The organism is Alishewanella maricola (genome assembly GCF_016343785.1).
GTDB classification, from domain to species: domain Bacteria; phylum Pseudomonadota; class Gammaproteobacteria; order Enterobacterales; family Alteromonadaceae; genus Alishewanella; species Alishewanella maricola.
Genome location: NZ_JAEINI020000006.1, coordinates 57540 through 75603, shown reverse-complemented (window position 1 = coordinate 75603; position 18064 = coordinate 57540). Strand labels below are relative to the sequence as shown.

The window sequence follows — 18064 nt, the reverse complement described above, 5'->3', positions numbered from 1 at the left end:
TGTTATGCGCTGGCTAAGCCAAAAGGGCTTTAATTACAAAGAAGGCGGCGAACAGCCCCAGTGTGGTAGAAAGCCAAGTGTTCCCTTGATTGAGCGTTATACTAGCACTAATCACGCTGGCTGCAGCAAGAATAGCGTTAATTATTTGCCGATTGCTTTGTTGTTGCTGCAGTTGCAGTTGTTGTAGTTGCAATAACAAGGCTTGCTGCTGTTGTGGGCCTTGCTGCAAATAGCGATGAAATAATTCCGGCATTTGCGGCATCTTCTCAGCCCAAAACGGCAGGTTTTCTTTTACTTGGCGCCAAATAGCCGGTAAACCGACTTGTTGTTTTACCCAATTCTCTAAAAAGGGTTTCGCTGTTTTCCACAGATCCAGTTGCGGATAGAGCTGGCGACCTAGCCCTTCGATATAAAGCAAGGTTTTTTGTAAAAGAACCAGTTGCGGCTGCACCTGCATTTCAAAGCGTCGCGCGGTATTAAATAAATTGAGCAGGACTTGGCCAAAGGAAATTTCGGCCAACGGTTTTTGAAAGATCGGTTCACACACGGTACGGATTGCGCTTTCAAACTCTTCTACTTTGGTATGAGCCGGTACCCAGCCCGAATCCAGATGTAGCTGTGCCACTTTGCGATAATCACGGTTAAAAAAGGCGACGAAGTTTTCAGCTAAATAGCGTTTATCTTCAGCATTTAAGGTGCCGACGATGCCACAGTCGATGCCGATGTACAGTGGGTTATCGGGATGTTCACGCGAGACAAAGATATTACCCGGATGCATATCGGCGTGAAAAAAACTGTCGCGAAACACCTGCGTAAAAAACACTTCTACACCGCGTTTGGCCAGCAATTCCATGTCGGTGCCTTGTGCTTGCAGCGCCGGAATATCCGATACTGGAATACCATAAATACGTTCCATCACCATGACATTGTTGCGACAGTGATCAGCGTAAACCAAAGGAATATACAGCGAATCTGAGCCTTCGAAATTTCGTTTTAATTGAATGGCGTTGGCGGCTTCACGTTGTAAATCTAATTCATCTAAAATGGTTTTGCGGTATTCCGCGACGACTTCGCGTGGTCGCAAACGTTTGCCGTCAGGTAAAAACCGTGCTGCAATTTGCGCTAAGCTATCCATTAGCGCTAAATCAGCCAAAATTTGTTTACGAATACCGGGGCGGATCACTTTGATTACGACGTCTGCGATACGGCCATCGTCTTGGCGCAATTGCGCGGTATGCACTTGGGCAATAGAGGCTGAGGCTAAAGGTGTCACATCAAAATCGGCAAATAAATCACTGATGTGGTTTAACGCTAGTGCTTGCTCGATCAGTTGCTGTGCCTCCTCTCCAGGAAAGGGTGCCACTTTATCCTGCAAAATACTTAATTCATCCACCAAGGCGGCGGGAAGCAGGTCGCGGCGAGTCGAAAGCATTTGGCCAAATTTAATCCACACAGGCCCTAAACTTTGCAAGGCTAAACGCAATCTGGCGCCCACGGCGTGTTCTGGATAACGATTACGTAACCAAAAGGCACAACGACGGAATAAACGCGCGTACCAAGGTTGCCAGTGTTTTGGCAGTAGTTCGTCCAGACCGTATTGCAGCATAGTTTTTTGGATCTGGTAAAAACGACTTATCCGCACCTAAAGCTCCTGGTATTGTTTTAACTGGCGACGTAACATTTCTAATCGTGCCTGTAGCTCGCTAAGTTCTTGGGTAAATTGATCTGCTTCTAAACGGGTTGGGCTGAGCCGCAGTTCATCTTGAACCAACTCCAGTTGTAATTGGCTGAGTAATTTTACTTTTTCTTGCAAATAGGCTTGTAACTGGCTCAAGGTAATACTGATTTTATGTGCTGCGGCATCACCGATATAGCCCGATAAAGCGTGCTGCCAATCGGGATTTAATTGCTGTAAAAAATAAGAAAATTGCTGGGCAACTTGTAAATCACCATCAATGTCTAGAGCATCACTTTTAATCAATTTAGTGAGCTGGCTGGGATCACGCAGCTGGCGTAAGGTCGCTAAATTTGTAGAGATTTTACAATCAGTAGCCTCGTTATGCATATTAATCAGTAACGAGTCATGACTGGCGCTAACCACTAAGGTTAAGTTTAAGTCGCGTAAACAAAAAGACAGCTGCTTGCCTTGCAGACGCTGTAAAGCAGGCTTACAAGCAGGATCCATCGCAATTAACTTACGGCTGAGTTTTTCAGCAATGGCACAAAGTAATTGCGGTAGTAAGGGTAACATTAGAATTTATACCCGCGGTGTAACGCTACAATACCGCCGGTTAAGTTTTCGTAGGTGACTTCGGCAAAGCCCGCAGCGCTCATCATGGCTTTTAAGGTGTCTTGGTCAGGGTGCATACGGATAGATTCTGCCAGATACTGATAGCTTTCTTTATCATTCGCAATTAATTGCCCCATAAAGGGCAATAAGCGGAACGAATATAAGTCGTAGGCCTTACTTAACCATTCATGGCTAGGCTTAGAGAACTCCAGTACCAATAAGCGCCCCCCCGGCTTTAATACGCGAAAGATGGAACGTAAGGCGGCGTCTTTGTCGGTGACATTGCGTAAACCAAAGCCGATAGAAACGATATCGAAGCTATTATCGGCAAAAGGCAGGGCTTCTGCATTCGCTTGCACATATTCAATATTATTGACCAAGCCCAAATCACGTAATTTATCACGGCCAACATTGAGCATCGATTCATTGATATCGGCTAATACTACCTTGCCAGTGGTGCCGACGCGTTTTGAGAAAAGTGCGGTAATGTCACCTGTTCCTCCGGCTAAATCAAGGACCTGCTGGCCAGGACGCACACCACTACAATCAATGGTAAAGCGTTTCCACAACCGATGAATGCCCAGTGACATGACATCATTCATAATATCGTACTTGGCAGCTACCGAATGAAACACATCCGCAACCATGGCAACCTTTTGTTCTGCCGGTACCGATTTAAAGCCAAAATGTGTCGTGTTGTTGTTGGAATCGCTCATAACAGTGCCTGATTTAAATACTAGACTGTTAGTGTAAAAGATTACTGCAGCCGAGCCAACAGGCGTAACTGCAGAACAGGGGAAAATTCGGTAGTCAAGTCAACGACTGCCGTAAACGGCAACTTAGGCAAATGCTAGCATGCTTTCACTGGCAACTTGATTACGCCCACGCTGTTTAGCGAGCAGCATGATGCTGTCAGTACGTGCTAAGAACTGATACCAGTTTTCTGATGATTGATACAGGGCGACACCAAGAGAAATGGTGATTTTAGGCAAACTCTTTTTGTCTTTTGCAGAAATAAAACGGAGTTTTTCTACGCCTTTACGCACTTGTTCGGCAATTTCATTAGCAGTGCGTAAATCAACATCGGGTAGTAATAACAAGAATTGTTCACCACCAGAACGAACAGGTAGGCCGCTTTCTTGCACATAACTGCGCACTTTAGTTGCCACTTTAGACAATATTATGTCGCCAATAAGATGACCATAATCCCGATTAAAGCGGCTGAAATGGTCTAAGTCGACCGCGATGGCCGCAATTTGTCGATCAGGCTGTTCACTAAGCCATAAATCAACTTGGCTTTGCATCGCTACGCGGTTATACAAGCCGGTTAAGGGGTCTTGTAAACGCTGTTGCTTGATTTGCTCAAGTTCATTGCGTAGTTGGTGGCTTTGTTGATTGGCACTTACCAGCTGTTGATTTAGCTGTTGCTGTTGTTTGCGGTAAGTCAGGGTAACTTGTTTTAACTCTGCTAATGCCGGTGGCATTGGCATGGCATCTTGTTCAAGTTTAAACACGGTATGATCAAGCTGATCAATAAAATCTTCAGTGGCTTCAGCCGCTAAGTCGGTATAACCAGACAGGCGCGTGACCATACCAGAAACATCTTGCAGTAACTGCTCTTGTTGTTGTTGTTCGGGAAGCAAATGACGGTTGTATAACTCCGCCATAATAAAATCATCAAAGCGGGCTTTTGCAGCCAGTTTTTCTTCAATTGCTTGGCACAACGCGTTGTTGTTACCACTGATATACTCATACCCAACCGTGTAGTTTGTCGGATGAGCCGCCAGCTGGTTATGTTTCAGAAAAGCAACGACTTGAGCGGCTTTATCCGTGGCTTGCTGCATCGTATCTTTATACTTCATAGCACGACTTAGAGCTCCGTTAACGGTAAGCTGTTAATTTACAAAACCATAGTACGTGATATAACGTCAGTGGCAACAGGTTTTATGGATAATTTGTTATATTCAGTGAATAAATCCCAAAGTTGATACGGAATTTAAAATTCCATTACTTAATTCTCACGATAGACATCAGTAATACTGCGTTTCGTAGGGCTGCTATCTGAGAATAAAGCCGCTACAATCAAGAATGAGCGATTAAAACAGGGTGTGTTTATGCTAATGACAATAAAAAGAGTGGCAGGCGTATTAACTGCATTAGCCTTGCTGAGTGGTTGTGCTTCAAAAGCGCCCGCACCAGCAGCCTTAAGTTTTGAAGAGGTGGCAAATACCATTTGGTTGGCGGAAAGAGCTCTTCAAACTGCCGCACCAGGGCAGTTAATGGATATGTCTGCTGAGGCCATGAGCTTGCGGCAAAATCAGCGTTTAGCATTACAGCAACGTTTATTGGCGATTGACAGCTCGCAGTTAAATGAACAAGAGCAAATTGACTATGCCATTTTGGCCTATCGTTTAGCTGATGAAATTGACCAGTATCGTTTTAATGCCCATCTGATGCCGCTGACATCTGAATCCGGTTTTCATACTGCTTTAGCGTTTAGCTTGCAGCGTACTGCCATCAAAGACATTAACGATATCGAGCAGTACTTACAGAAGTTAGCAGCGGTACCCCAGTATATGTCGCAGCAAATTAGCTGGATGCGTCAAGGTTTAAGTCAGGGTATTACTCAACCCAAGGCCGTGCTGGCGGGATACGAGCAAAGTATTAGCTCTTATATTGTGACAAATATAGAACAAAGCGTATTTTTTCAGCCTTTATTGCAAAAGCCGGCGGCTGTAACCGATATGCAATGGCAGCAGTATCAACAACAAGCCAAAAATGTGATCAGATCAGAAGTGAATACGGCTTTTCAAGCGTTTTATCAGTTTATGATTGATGAGTATCTGCCTGGGGCGCGGGATGATATTGCCGCAAGCAACTTGCCCGATGGTAAGGCGTTTTATCAAAATCGTTTAGAGCATTACACAACGTTAAAATTAACACCTGAACAGGTGCATGCTACCGGTGTGGCTGAAGTAAAACGTATTCGAGCTGAAATGCAGCAAGTGATTAATAGCTTGGGATTTGACGGCAGTTTTGCTGACTTTGTTCAGTTTTTACGCACCGATCCACAATTTTATCCGCAATCAGCAGACGAACTGCTGCGTTACGCCGCGTATTTGTCAAAACGCGCCGATGCGCAATTACCGCGTTTTTTCAAGCTATTGCCGCGGACACCTTATGGTGTGGTAGAAGTCCCTGCTGAAATTGCTCCTAAATACACAACCGGTCGTTATTCGGGAGCAACCCGTGATGATCAAGCAGGTTTTTACTGGGTTAATACCTATGCGTTAAATCGGCGGCCATTATATGAAATGGAAGCGTTAACGCTGCATGAAGCGGTGCCGGGCCATCATTTACAAATTTCCTTGGCCAGAGAGCAAACAACACTGGCTGATTATCGTCGCACATTTTACACCTCAGCTTTTGGTGAAGGTTGGGGCTTATACGCGGAGTACTTAGGTATTGAGATGGGTTTTTATCAGGATCCCTACAGTAACTTTGGCCGCTTAACTTATGAAATGTGGCGCGCCGCCAGATTAGTTGTGGATACCGGTATGCACAGTTTAGGTTGGAGTCGGCAACAGGCTATCGATTTCTTAGCACAAAATACCGCACTGTCGTTACATAATGTGCAAACCGAGATTGACCGTTACATCAGTTGGCCAGGGCAGGCTCTGTCGTATAAGTTGGGTGAGCTAACCATTAAACGTTTGCGACAAGAGGCCGAGCAGAAACTGGCTGAGCGTTTTGATATTCGAGAGTTTCATCAGGTGGTATTAGGTAATGGCAGTGTGCCATTAGCGGTGTTAGAGCAACAAGTTCGGCGTTATATTACTCAAAAACTGGCTACAGAGTAGATAAATCAGTCTAAATAAGTATGCCGGCAAGTGCCGGCATACTTATTTTAAACCTGAAGCGAAGCTGTAATAAGCAGCAGGCAAACAAATTTAATGACGTAAGACAATATTGGGTGCGGTATCTATTTCACCATGATGATCAATAGCTGCCAGCTTGCCATCAAAATCAAGCACCGCAATTTTTCCAAATGCCATATTCCTAACAAACTGTAATTGGTAACCATACCGCTGCAGTTCAGAAACAGCAAATTTCTGAGCTAAGCTAAGTTGTTGCCAAAAATAATCAATGTCCCTATTAATCCGGCGCCTTTCTTGTGACTGAGTTGCAAACATACTGGGCTCCATGATGGTTAAGATCGATTAATCTGCACTGCATTACTGTAAATCAAGTAATGATTGCCACTGTTCTTTAGATAACGGCATGACAGATAAACGATTTCCTCGTTGGGTTAACGAGTGATTTTTCATCATAACTGAGCTTTTGATTTTGTCCAACCTGACCACTTGCGAGAATCGTGTCAAATATCGCAAATCCACGGCGGTCCATCGCGGTTGCTCAGTTGTTGCTGTTTTATCATAGTATGGGCTGTCAGTTTGAAACTGACTGGGATCAGCGTAAGCCGCCCGGACAACTTCTACTATTCCTGCCAAACCTATAACGCGGCAACTGGAATGATAGATCAGCACTTGGTCGCCAATTTTTACGGCATCTCGTAAAAAGTTACGTGCCTGATAATTGCGCACACCCTCCCAAACAATAGCTTGTTCTGGCGCATTAGCAAAGTCATCAATGCTACATTCGGCCGGTTCTGTTTTAAAAATCCAATAGTTCATTTTGCCAGTCTCCATGAATTACGGCAGAATAACAGGACTTTTTATCATGGAACAGGCCGGAATATGAGTCAGGTATTAGCAAATCTATTGTCTTTACTGAAGCTAGAAAGCATTGAGTTAGGGTTATATCGTGGCCAAAGTCAAGATTTAGGCTTCAAAGCGGTGTTTGGTGGCCAAGTGATGGGGCAGGCATTATCTGCGGCGAAAGAAACCTTACCTGAAGAGCGCAAAATCCATTCGTTTCACTCTTATTTTTTAAGACCCGGTGATGCCAGCAAACCGATTGTCTATGAAGTAGAAAACATCCGCGATGGTAAGAGTTTTAGCACCAGACGGATCAGCGCTATTCAATTTGGCAAACCCATTTTTTATATGACCGCGTCGTTTCAAACCGGTGAAGTGGGTTTTGAGCATCAAATTGCCATGCCCGAAGTACCGGCACCGGAAGAATTAGTTTCTGATTTAGACTTTTATCAGCAACATGCGGCACAAATTCCAGAGAAGTTACGCAGTAAATTTATCTGCGAAAAACCGATTGAAATGCGACCTGTCGATTTTCAAAACCCTTTTTCGCCACAAGTGAGTGCCGCTAAGCGTTTTGTTTGGTTTAAAGCTAATGGCAATATGCCGGATGATTTACGCGTGCATAAATATCTCTTAGCTTATGCCTCTGACTTTAATTTTTTACCCACGGCACTGCAACCGCATGGTCGCTCATTTTTAGCGCCAAACATGCAAGTGGCCACGATTGATCATGCCATGTGGTTTCACCATGATTTCCGCTTTGATGACTGGTTGTTATATGCAGTAGATAGCCCTGCGGCATCAGGCGGCCGTGGTTTGGTGCACGGGCACTTCTTTACGCGTGAGGGCTGCCTTGTAGCAACCACCATTCAACAGGGCGTTATTCGCGAGTATGCCAGTGCTGATTAAGCCCGACATTCTTTCGGCATAATGCTATTAATACTTTGCAGTACGTCACTGCGAAGCAGCACATTCACGGTTTGAGATAGGGTGCTAAGCTCTGCCGTGGCACATACTCGGTTGTCTTGATCCAACTGAGTATAGCCTGCCTGTTTTAGTGCCTGACTTAACGTGGCGAATAAATTTTTATCGTAGTATTCCGGCGCATTAATACCGTGTAGTGTTAGCAAGCGTTGCGCCAACTGATGGCTTTGCTGCTCTAAATCTGCACGATCTAATGGGCCATGCGCGCGCAATAAATTAAAGACCACAGCATAACGCTGTAAAGTATGCTCGGCATTATGTGCGAGCAGCTCCAGCATCACATATTCGCGACTGTGTTGAGAGGGCGCACGATAATACTCATCATCTAACCGGACTAAACCCTGATGCATAAATTGTTGCAAGATGGTTTTTACGTAGTTGCCTACCGAGGGTACGTACAAAAATAATTCCTGGCGCAGCAAACTATACAATTGTTCGGCAATACGAATTAGCTGGCTTTGGCTCGTTTGTTGTTGATGTAAAACGGCTGAGGCTAAGATGGCTGGGATAATAAATAAATGCAGAATATTATTGCGATAATAGCTCATCAATACGGTATTAGCTGGCGTTAAGCTGATGACATCACCGAAACTATCCCGACTGACTTGGATTTTTTTCATCTGCAGGGCATGATCAATCATGTCTGCGGCAGACATATGCGGCAGTGTCACCAAGCTATGATAGGGCGCGCCTTGCTGGAGTTGCAGGTAGCAGTCAAGTTGCTGGATCAGCTCTTGCCGACTAATGGCTTGTTTATCGCTGGCTAATAGCGCCAGTGACAGCAAATTAATGCTATTCAGTGCCGCGGCCTGATTGATATGTCGCATAATTTGCTCAGACAATTTAGCCACCAGCGGGTTCAGCCACTGCGGTTTAGGCGCTTCAAGAGAATTAATCTCGCTTTTCCAATCCGGTATTTGCTGCGTTAAATAGTGATTGAGTGAAATGGGTTCACCAAAATTAACATAGCCAAAGCCATAATCGCGTAAATTTCGGATCGCCTTAAGTACACCACCAACCGATTCCTTTTTCTTGCCAGAGCCCTGCAATTCACTGAGGTAAGTGTTTACTTCCATGACATGCTCATAACCCAGATAAACCGGCACTAAAGTAACGGGGCGATCGATGCCACGCAGCATTGATTGTACTGTCATCGCCAGCATGCCGGTTTTAGGGTTTAATAAACGTCCCGTGCGACTACGGCCACCTTCGGTGTAGTACTTCACCGCATAACCTTTCATAAACAGCAAGCTTAAATATTCGCGAAAAACGGTTGAATACAACTTATTGCCACTGAAACTGCGTCGAATAAAAAATGCCCCGCCACGACGAAAAATCGTGCCTGCAGGCCAGAAATTTAAGTTAATGCCTGCGGCGATATGCGGTGGCACTAACCCCTGATGATAAATAATATAACTGAGTAGCAAGTAATCCATATGACTTCGATGGCAAGGTACATAAACAATTTCATGTCCTTTTTGCGCCAGATCGCGCAAAGTGTCGACATTATTGACCTTAATGCCAGCATAAAGCTTTTGCCATAACCATGTCAGAATACGATCACCAAAACGTAAAGTTGACGTGCGGTAATCGGCTGCAATCTCTTGCAGTAATTTGCGAGCTTCTTGTCGCGCTGCGGCGTAATCTCCATTGCGGTTAGCCGCTTCATCGGCGATGGCTTTTTTAACCGCAGGCGTGGCTAATAGCGCATTAAATAACTGACTGCGGTTCATCAGTTTTGGCCCTGTTGCTGCCAGTCTCTGTCGATAAAAGTGGATCCGTGACATGCGCAGCAGTTTTCTGGCAGTGCTGGCTTCAGCGCCAAATTGTCCAGCCATTTGTTGTAGATCTACTGGTTTACTTAAGCGCACCAGCGTGTGTCGACCTGAGATAAATACAATCAGTAACTTAGCTAACCAGTTAGGTGAATGTGCTTCCCCCAGTAACCATTTAATACTGTCTTCCTTACCTGGTGCACGGCCCCATAAGATCGAGATCGGCATCAGCTGTGCCTGTAATTTGGGGTTGGCTAAATGAGCCGCGAGTAATGTTTGTCCTTGCTTTAATGCACGGGTATCGCTGCGGCCACCAATGATTTGGTGAGGTTTTTCGAGAAATAAGATGCGTGATAATTTCTGCCCCCGCAGTTCTACATGGCTAAGCGGATCGGGCAAGGCTAGTTGCTGGCAAACGCGACGCAGCGTGGCGACATCACTGGCTGATTCGGTGTGGCATATATAAAATAATGGCCGTTCTTTATTAACTCCCAGTTGTTGTAGGGGGTTATCAGGAACAATTTTGAATTTAACGAGTAGGCGAATAGGCCATTTTAATAATAAGGTCAGTAACGACAAGCTTGAGAACATAATGATACCGAGCAAACTGAACAGTGCTAAGAATACCACAGCTGCGTAAGCTGGCAAATTCAGCTGCAGAACAACGCTTGGCATTTCGAAAAAGGCTGTATATACTGACAGTACTTACTGTATAGGTAGCCAGCATTATGAGACCATTAACGCCTCGTCAGGCCGAAATTCTGCAATTAATCAAAGATTACCAACAAGAAACCGGAATGCCACCCACGCGTGCCGAGATTGCGCTGCGTTTAGGTTTTAAATCTGCCAATGCAGCGGAAGAACATCTCAAAGCCTTAGCTAAAAAGGGGGTACTGGAAATGATGCCCGGTACCTCGCGAGGGATCCGTTTATTGGAAGACGATTCCGCTCCCGAGCAATTGGGTTTGCCTTTGGTGGGTAAAGTTGCCGCTGGCCAACCTATCTTAGCCGCTGAGCATGTACAAAATCATTATCAAATTGATGCGCATTTATTTAAACCCCATGCTGACTTTTTACTTCGGGTACAAGGTATGAGTATGCAAGATATCGGCATCCTCGATGGCGATCTGTTAGCCGTGCATAAAACCACTCAAGCAGAACATGGCCAAGTGATTGTCGCCCGTGTCGATGATGAAGTAACGGTAAAGCGTTTCCAGCGGCAAGGACATGAAGTTTTATTGCTTCCTGAGAATCCAGATTTTGAGGTGATTAAAATCGATTTACGTGAACAGCAATTTGCCGTTGAAGGCCTTGCTGTAGGTGTGATCCGTAACGGCAGTTGGCTATAAAATAGTCGCTGTTCAACAAGTTAATTTATAATTGCACTGGTATGACCTCTTGGTTTTATCGGTGCTTTTGCATTTTAGGGGTTTACATAACGCTCATACTGGACAATTCTTAAGCGGTAACTGTTCAAAAAATAATTAAAGTTAACAGTTGCTGGTTTCAGCGCTTGCTTCGAAATCACAAAAAATAATAAAAATAAGAAATTGCGAAACTTACCACATAGATTCGGTCAGGATAGGTTTACATAAAAGCCGTGTAGTTCTGTGTTCTTGGTTTCTGCAGTTTGCAATGCAAATGACAGAGGAGAAGTACAGTGACAAACACGCGTTGTCTGGTTTGGTCGCTGCCGACCCTATTTTTTGCCGCATCGGCAAATGCATCAACATCTATGCCTTTGAATATGACCAAAGGCGCTACGGAGATCAGTCAGCAGGTTTATCAACTGCATATGACCATCTTCTGGATTTGTTGTGCTATCGGTGCAGTGGTGTTTGGGATTATGTTTGTATCCATGATCCTTCACCGCAAAGCAAGAGGGGTGCAGCCGGCTTCATTTCATGAAAGTACCAAGGTTGAAATTCTGTGGACGGCTATTCCGGTCGTTATTCTTGTTGTGATGGCATTTCCCGCCACGACCACCCTATTGGCGATGGATGACACCTCTGCTGCCGATGTGACCGTGCAAATTACCGGTTCGCAGTGGAAATGGCATTATAAATACCTTGAACACGATGTTGAGTACTTTTCATTATTAGCGACACCCAGAGAGCAAGTGGCCAATAAACTGGCCAAGGGTGAAAACTATCTATTAGAGGTCGATCGGCCTTTAGTGATTCCTGTTGGGAAAAAAATTCGCTTCTTAATGACCTCAGATGATGTGATTCACTCGTGGTGGGTACCTGCATTTGCCATTAAAAAAGATGCGAACCCTGGCTTTATTAACGAAGCATGGACTCGGGTAGACGAGCCTGGCACTTATCGTGGGCAATGTACTGAGTTATGCGGTAAAGACCATGGCTTTATGCCAATCGTGGTGATCGCCAAAAGCGAAGAAGATTATTTAGCGTGGATCCAGCAAGAAGAAACGCGGATCGCCGGTGAAAAAGCCGCCGAACAAGAATTACTTGCCATGAATATGAGCATGGCAGAGTTAATGAGTACCGGTGAAAAAATCTATCAAGGTTGGTGCGTCGCCTGTCATCAGGCTACTGGCATGGGGTTACCTGGTATTTTCCCTGCGTTAAAAGGCAGCGAGTTAATCCTTAACGATCGCAACGGCCATATTAATGTGTTGGTTAATGGTCGCCCGGGTACCGCGATGCAGGCATTTGGTAAGCAACTCAGCTTAAAAGAATTAGCAGCGGTTATCACCTATACCCGTAATGCTTTTGATAATAATACCGGTGATACCGTGCAGGCTGCCGATGTGTTCGCTGTCCAGCAAGGCAAGGGAGAATAACCGATGTCAGCAATTACTACTGAACATGATGATCATGCGCATGATCATAAACCTAGCGGCATAAAACGCTGGTTGTTTACCACGAACCACAAAGATATCGGCAGCATGTACCTTATTTTCGCTTTGGTGATGTTTTTCCTTGGCGGCAGTATGGCAATGGTTATTCGTTTGGAGTTATTCCAGCCGGGTATGCAATTTGTCGAACCTCACTTCTTTAACCAAATGACCACAGTGCATGGCTTAATTATGGTATTTGGCGCGGTAATGCCGGCCTTTACCGGTTTAGCTAATTGGATGATCCCAATGATGATTGGTGCGCCAGATATGGCGTTACCACGGATGAATAACTGGAGTTTTTGGATCTTACCTTTTGCGTTCTTGATCCTTTTACTTAGTTTATTTATGCCTGGCGGTGGCCCCAGTTTTGGCTGGACGTTCTATGCCCCGTTATCGACAACCTACAGCGGTGACAGTACGGCGCTGTTTGTGTTTTCGGTGCATATCATGGGTATTTCTTCCATTATGGGGGCAATTAACGTGATCGTCACCATTTGGAATTTACGTGCTCCTGGTATGACATGGATGAAAATGCCATTGTTTGTCTGGACGTGGTTTATCACAGCGTTCTTACTGATTATGGTTATGCCTGTATTAGCAGGTGCCGTGACCATGGTGTTGACGGATAAATTTTTTGGTACCAGTTTCTTTGATGCTGCCGGTGGCGGTGATCCCGTGCTGTTTCAGCATATTTTCTGGTTCTTTGGTCACCCCGAAGTGTACATCATGATTTTGCCAGCCTTTGGCATTATCTCCGCCATTATTCCAACTTTCGCCCGTAAACCGTTGTTTGGTTATGCCTCTATGGTGTATGCCACCGCCAGTATCGCTATCTTGTCGTTCTTGGTTTGGGCCCACCATATGTTTACTACGGGGATGCCGGTGTTTGCGACCTTGTTCTTTATGTATTGCACTATGTTAATTGCGGTACCTACCGGGGTAAAAGTGTTTAACTGGGTGGCCACAATGTGGCGAGGGGCCATGACGTTTGAAGTGCCGATGATGTTTGCCTTAGCCTTTATTGTGCTGTTTACCATCGGTGGCTTCTCGGGCTTGATGTTGGCGATAACGCCAGCTGACTTCCAGTACCATGATACCTATTTCGTGGTAGCACACTTTCACTATGTGTTAGTAACAGGCGCAGTGTTTTCGATTATTGCGGCGGCTTATTACTGGTTGCCTAAATGGACCGGCTACATGTATGACGAGCGTCTTGGCCAGTTGCATTTTTGGTGTTCTTTGATTTCTGTAAACATGTTGTTTTTCCCAATGCACTTCGTTGGTTTAGCGGGTATGCCACGCCGTATCCCTGACTATGCCCTGCAATTTGCTGACTTTAATGCTTTTATCAGTATCGGTGGCTTCCTGTTTGGCCTGTCGCAACTGATCTTTGTGTGGGTGTTGGTTAAATGTGCGCGCGGCGGTGTGCCCGCTACTGCGCAGGTTTGGGAAGGTGCTGAAGGTTTAGAGTGGGAAGTGCCGTCACCTGCGCCTTATCACACCTTTGAAACACCACCCGTAATTAAGTAGCGGAGGGCTTATGCAGCTGCATCGTACGCTGGTCAGTAAATTACTACTGGTTGTGTTACTGATGTTTGGCTTCGGTTTTGCCTTAGTACCTTTATATGACGTGTTTTGTGATATTACCGGTATCAATGGCAAACCCTCGGCAACGCCAGCCACTGTGCTGGCGAATAATATCGACACTAGCCGCGAAGTGATCATTGAGTTTTTGGCGCGACCAAACAAAGACATGCCGTGGATTTTTAAACCCGAGATCCGCCGTTTGACGGTGCATCCAGGTGAAATTTACGTGATGAACTATATCGCAGAAAACCCCACCAGCCGCATGATTGTAGGCCAGGCGGTGCCATCGGTTTCGCCAGGCCAAGCTGCACTCTACTTACACAAGATTGAATGTTTTTGTTTCACCCAACAGCAACTGGCGGGCGGCAATAATATGCTGATGCCTGTGCAGTTTTATGTCGATCCGGCGCTACCGGCGCAGTTCAGCACGATTACATTGAACTACACCCTGTATGACGTGACTGCCAGTTGGCAGCCGGACACTGCTACAGCAAAAAGTGGGGAATAATAATGAATAAGACCTATGAAAAATATTATGTACCGGCACAAAGCCCTTGGCCAATAGTCGGTGCGGTAGCGATGTTTTGTATTGCCTTTGGTGCTGGGCATTACGTGATTGATGTCAGTAAGCAACAAAGTGGTTTTGGCGGTTGGTTATTGCTTGCCGGTTTTGCCATCCTCATTTTTATGTTGGTAGGTTGGTTTAGAAATGTCATCGATGAATCTATGGCCGGTTTATACAGTGCGCAAATGGATCGGTCTTTCCGACAAGGTATGATTTGGTTCATTGTGTCTGAAGTGATGTTCTTTATGGCCTTTTTTGGTGCCTTGTTTTATGGCCGGGTGATTGCGATGGAATGGCTCGGTGGTGCCAGTAACAATGCGATGACTTTTGCTATTTTATGGCCCGATTTTCAGCCGTCATGGCCACTACTAAAAACGCCCGGTGGTATTGAAACACAAGCGATGCCAGCATGGGGTTTACCGACCATTAATACGGCGCTCTTAGTGATTTCGTCTGTCACATTGCATTTTGCGCATGTGGGGTTAGAAAAAGAAAAGCGTGGCCAATTAAAGTTGTTTTTGTTGCTGACGTTGCTCTTAGGCGCAGTGTTTTTGTGTTTACAAGGCTATGAGTATATTCATGCTTATCGTGATCTTGGCTTACGCTTAGACTCTGGCTTTTACGGTAACACTTTCTTTTTGTTAACCGGTTTTCACGGCTTACATGTCACGCTGGGTGCAATCATTCTACTGTTTATTTTTTTTAGAGTGTTAAAAGGGCACTTCACGCCAGAAAAGCATTTCGCTTTTAAAGCCGGTGCCCTGTATTGGCATTTTGTTGATGTGGTTTGGTTATGTTTATTTGTCTTTGTCTACATCATTTAAACGGCTTTAATAAGGGCGGGCATTAGGTGCAATCAGTCCGGTCGCCATCGCGATAATAATTAAGGCGAGGGCGATCGCTGAAAACAACACCCGTTTACCAAGATAGTGAGACAAGCTGTGGCTGGATTCAGTTTGACGCATAACGCTAAAACCGGCTTTTACCAGATTAACCACGATATAGATCAGCAATAGAACGATGGCTATTTTTATTATCATTTCATCTCCGGAGTTTGACTGATGCAGTTTAAGTTGTTCGGTCACTTATTTAACGTTAATCGGCTGTGGTGCTTTATTACTCTGGCCGCTTTTTTAATATTAATCAAGCTGTCGTATTGGCAATGGCAACGTGCCGCAGAAAAAACCGAGCAATTACAACAGTTGGCCGTATTGCAGCAGCAAGGTGCTATCTCTGCGTCGCAACTGTTTAACTTGGTCAGTGCCGAGGCCGATGGTGTGTTAGTAGAAGATGCTGGCCGTTGGTTAGCCCCTTACGTGTGGTTATTAGATAATAAAATTGTCGAAGGCCGCGTCGGTTACGATGTGTTAATACCGGTGCAATTTCAAGCAACGGCACCCGCGTTACTCGTTAATTTAGGTTGGGTTGCCGCGCCAAGCAGTCGTCAAAGTTTACCTGAAATAACCATCCCTGCTGAAGTCAGTGTATCGGGTCTAGTGAGAACAAAATTAGGTGGCGTGCTGCTTGGGCAAAACCTTGAAGGCAATACTTACCCGATGCGTATGCAACAAGTCGATATCACTGCTTTACAACAACAACTGCCGGTACCGCTTTATGCGGCCGTTATTTATCAGCAAGCGCCCTCTCGTTTTATTCCGCACTATAAAGCCGTGGTGTTACCGCCCGAAAAACATCGCGGTTATGCCGTGCAGTGGTTAGGTTTAGCCATCGCGGTATTAGGTGTTGCGCTTGCAGCTAGTTTGCAATTGGAGAAAAAACATGAATAAAAACAAATTTCTGCTGTTGTTTATCCTCTGCTGTGCTCTGCCATTGGCCTTGGCTAAGCTGGTGTTAGAGCTCGGTTGGTTTTCACCTGGTTCGAGCAGTCAGGGGGCTTGGTTGGAACAAGAGATCTATTTACTCGATGATGCCAGTGCTCGCCAAGATCATTGGCGTATTGCAGTGGTTGCTGCAGCGTGTGATCAAAAGTCCTGCCAGCAAGCTTTATACACCGTAAAGCAACTGTATACCGGATTAGGTCGCAAGCAAAACCAAGTGCAAACGGTGTATGTTGGCCAGCAATTACCGGCTGACTATGCCAATTTTCCGCAGTCAGATGTAACCAATGCGGCAACGGCGGCATTACAAAACCAAATTGTGTTAGTTGATCAACGCGGCCTGGTGTTATTGCGTTATCCGATGCCAGAGCAAGCAGAACAAATGGCGGTTACGGCTAAATCGATCCGCAGCGATTTAATGAAGTTGATGAATTACGACAGGACCAGCGTATGACATTACATAAAAAATTGGTCACTTTGACCCTGTGCTGGACCATGTTCGTGATCATTTTGGGCGCTTACACCCGTTTAACGGACGCCGGTTTAGGCTGTCCAGATTGGCCAGGTTGTTATGGTTTTTTGAAGGTGCCGGCCCATCCAGAAAAAGTGTTAATAGCTGCTGAGCGTTTTCCCGAGCGCCCCTTAGAAACGCATAAAGCGTGGAATGAAATGGTGCATCGCTATTTGGCCGGTACTTTAGGTCTGCTGATTGCCGCACTCTTTATCAGTAGTGTTTGGCAACAACGGCGTTTAACTATTATTCCCACGGCGTTAATTATCTTAGTGTGTTTTCAGGCCTTGCTCGGTGCACTAACGGTTACGATGGGCCTATTTCCATTGGTAGTGATGGCACACTTACTGTTTGGTTTTGGCATTTTTTGCTTATTGGCTTTATATTGGCTTAAGGTGCATCCTCATTGGCTTAGTCGAGAGCCTCAATTGCTTCGTCTAAAACCTCTCGCCATCTTGGCGGCTATTGTGGTGTTGATGCAAATTGCTCTAGGCGGCTGGACTGCAGCAAATTATGCGGCTTTGGCCTGTTTAGATTTACCCCTGTGTGAAACGGGATGGTCAAATCGTTTAGCTTTTGCAGAGGCCTTCGATTTACATCTTGGTCATGGTGATTACGAATATGGCGTGATGTCGCAAGATGCTCGTGCCACCATCCATGTATTACACCGCATTGGTGCGCTTATTACCTTTAGCGTGGTGGCCTTTTATGCGTGGCGTTTATTCAAGAATGCCCAATCTTTGCTAATGCAGCGCTTAGCACTGGCCATTGGCGCGACCTTGTTACTGCAATTTACCTTGGGCGTGCTCAATATTGTGCTACACCTACCTTTAGCAAATGCAGTTGCACACAACTTTGTCGGTGCCAGTTTGCTGATGTTCGTTGTGGTATCGGTCTATCAAATTAATCAGCAACAAGGCAGGGAGAGATAAT

The 18064-nt window shown here is 45.4% G+C and carries 18 protein-coding genes; 10 read left to right on the top strand and 8 right to left on the bottom strand.

Going from position 1 to position 18064, the window contains the following annotated elements; all coding sequences use genetic code 11:
• Window positions 1-13: 13 nt before the first annotated feature.
• The 4 genes from ubiB to JAO78_RS10720 form a co-directional block, all read right to left on the bottom strand.
• Window positions 14-1642 (bottom strand): ubiquinone biosynthesis regulatory protein kinase UbiB, encoded by a 1629-nt coding sequence (gene ubiB, locus JAO78_RS10735; RefSeq protein ID WP_226751351.1) that lies wholly within the window; start codon window positions 1640-1642, stop codon window positions 14-16.
• Entirely contained in the window at window positions 1643-2251 is a 609-nt protein-coding gene (locus tag JAO78_RS10730; RefSeq protein WP_226751350.1) for a ubiquinone biosynthesis accessory factor UbiJ, read from the bottom strand. It abuts the gene before it with no gap.
• Window positions 2251-3006 (bottom strand): bifunctional demethylmenaquinone methyltransferase/2-methoxy-6-polyprenyl-1,4-benzoquinol methylase UbiE, encoded by a 756-nt coding sequence (gene ubiE, locus JAO78_RS10725; RefSeq protein WP_226751349.1) that lies wholly within the window; start codon window positions 3004-3006, stop codon window positions 2251-2253. Before ubiE ends, JAO78_RS10730 begins: the two co-directional genes overlap by 1 nt.
• A 123-nt stretch (window positions 3007-3129) precedes the next feature.
• Complete coding sequence (locus JAO78_RS10720; protein ID WP_226751348.1) at window positions 3130-4152, bottom strand: GGDEF domain-containing protein; 1023 nt, start codon at window positions 4150-4152, stop codon at window positions 3130-3132.
• A gap of 252 nt (window positions 4153-4404) precedes the next feature.
• Here JAO78_RS10720 and JAO78_RS10715 point away from each other — a divergent pair, with 252 nt between their 5' ends.
• Complete coding sequence (locus JAO78_RS10715) at window positions 4405-6150, top strand: DUF885 domain-containing protein (RefSeq protein WP_439647510.1); 1746 nt, start codon at window positions 4405-4407, stop codon at window positions 6148-6150.
• 90 nt (window positions 6151-6240) lie between these two features.
• Here the strand turns inward: JAO78_RS10715 and JAO78_RS10710 are convergent, their stop codons facing one another.
• Both JAO78_RS10710 and JAO78_RS10705 read right to left on the bottom strand, forming a co-directional pair.
• Window positions 6241-6483 carry a hypothetical protein gene (locus JAO78_RS10710; RefSeq protein ID WP_226751347.1) on the bottom strand — a complete coding sequence of 81 codons (243 nt, stop codon included), beginning with the start codon at window positions 6481-6483 and terminating at the stop codon, window positions 6241-6243.
• Window positions 6484-6525: 42 nt separating this feature from the next.
• Window positions 6526-6984 carry an EVE domain-containing protein gene (locus JAO78_RS10705; RefSeq protein WP_226751346.1) on the bottom strand — a complete coding sequence of 153 codons (459 nt, stop codon included), beginning with the start codon at window positions 6982-6984 and terminating at the stop codon, window positions 6526-6528.
• A 63-nt stretch (window positions 6985-7047) separates the two neighbouring features.
• On the opposite strand from JAO78_RS10705, the gene tesB reads away from it, so the two are divergent.
• Window positions 7048-7917: an acyl-CoA thioesterase II gene (gene tesB, locus JAO78_RS10700; RefSeq protein ID WP_226751345.1), complete on the top strand. Its 870-nt coding sequence runs from the start codon at window positions 7048-7050 to the stop codon at window positions 7915-7917.
• On the opposite strand, the gene plsB is transcribed toward tesB, so the two are convergent.
• Window positions 7914-10415, bottom strand: coding sequence for a glycerol-3-phosphate 1-O-acyltransferase PlsB (plsB, locus tag JAO78_RS10695; protein ID WP_226751344.1), 2502 nt, complete (start codon window positions 10413-10415; stop codon window positions 7914-7916). The two genes, tesB and plsB, sit on opposite strands and share 4 nt — an antisense overlap.
• A gap of 80 nt (window positions 10416-10495) precedes the next feature.
• On the opposite strand from plsB, the gene lexA reads away from it, so the two are divergent.
• From lexA to JAO78_RS10670, 5 genes are all read left to right on the top strand, one after another.
• On the top strand, window positions 10496-11116 hold the full coding sequence (gene lexA / locus JAO78_RS10690; protein WP_226751343.1) for a transcriptional repressor LexA: 621 nt from the start codon (window positions 10496-10498) through the stop codon (window positions 11114-11116).
• Between the two features lie 386 nt (window positions 11117-11502).
• Window positions 11503-12573, top strand: coding sequence for a cytochrome c oxidase subunit II (coxB, locus tag JAO78_RS10685; RefSeq protein WP_226751446.1), 1071 nt, complete (start codon window positions 11503-11505; stop codon window positions 12571-12573).
• A 3-nt stretch (window positions 12574-12576) separates the two neighbouring features.
• A complete protein-coding gene (gene ctaD / locus JAO78_RS10680) occupies window positions 12577-14160 on the top strand; it encodes a cytochrome c oxidase subunit I (protein ID WP_226751342.1) in 1584 nt (527 codons plus the stop codon).
• Between the two features lie 10 nt (window positions 14161-14170).
• Window positions 14171-14725 (top strand): cytochrome c oxidase assembly protein, encoded by a 555-nt coding sequence (locus JAO78_RS10675; RefSeq protein WP_226751341.1) that lies wholly within the window; start codon window positions 14171-14173, stop codon window positions 14723-14725.
• 2 nt (window positions 14726-14727) lie between these two features.
• The gene (locus JAO78_RS10670; protein ID WP_226751340.1) at window positions 14728-15606 is read left to right on the top strand and encodes a cytochrome c oxidase subunit 3; all 879 of its coding nucleotides are present in this window, start codon (window positions 14728-14730) and stop codon (window positions 15604-15606) included.
• Window positions 15607-15612: 6 nt separating this feature from the next.
• On the opposite strand, the gene JAO78_RS10665 is transcribed toward JAO78_RS10670, so the two are convergent.
• Window positions 15613-15822 (bottom strand): DUF2909 domain-containing protein, encoded by a 210-nt coding sequence (locus JAO78_RS10665; RefSeq protein ID WP_226751339.1) that lies wholly within the window; start codon window positions 15820-15822, stop codon window positions 15613-15615.
• 21 nt (window positions 15823-15843) lie between these two features.
• Between JAO78_RS10665 and JAO78_RS10660 the strand changes: the two genes are divergently transcribed.
• The 3 genes from JAO78_RS10660 to JAO78_RS10650 are packed head-to-tail and all read left to right on the top strand — an operon-like array spanning window position 15844 to window position 18063.
• Window positions 15844-16569, top strand: a complete 726-nt coding sequence (locus JAO78_RS10660) for an SURF1 family protein (RefSeq protein ID WP_226751338.1) — start codon at window positions 15844-15846, stop codon at window positions 16567-16569.
• The gene (locus JAO78_RS10655; protein WP_226751337.1) at window positions 16562-17074 is read left to right on the top strand and encodes a redox-active disulfide-containing membrane protein; all 513 of its coding nucleotides are present in this window, start codon (window positions 16562-16564) and stop codon (window positions 17072-17074) included. Before JAO78_RS10660 ends, JAO78_RS10655 begins: the two co-directional genes overlap by 8 nt.
• Window positions 17071-18063: a COX15/CtaA family protein gene (locus JAO78_RS10650; RefSeq protein WP_226751336.1), complete on the top strand. Its 993-nt coding sequence runs from the start codon at window positions 17071-17073 to the stop codon at window positions 18061-18063. The genes JAO78_RS10655 and JAO78_RS10650 overlap by 4 nt, the downstream gene beginning before the upstream one ends.
• The last annotated feature ends 1 nt before the right edge of the window (window position 18064 follow it).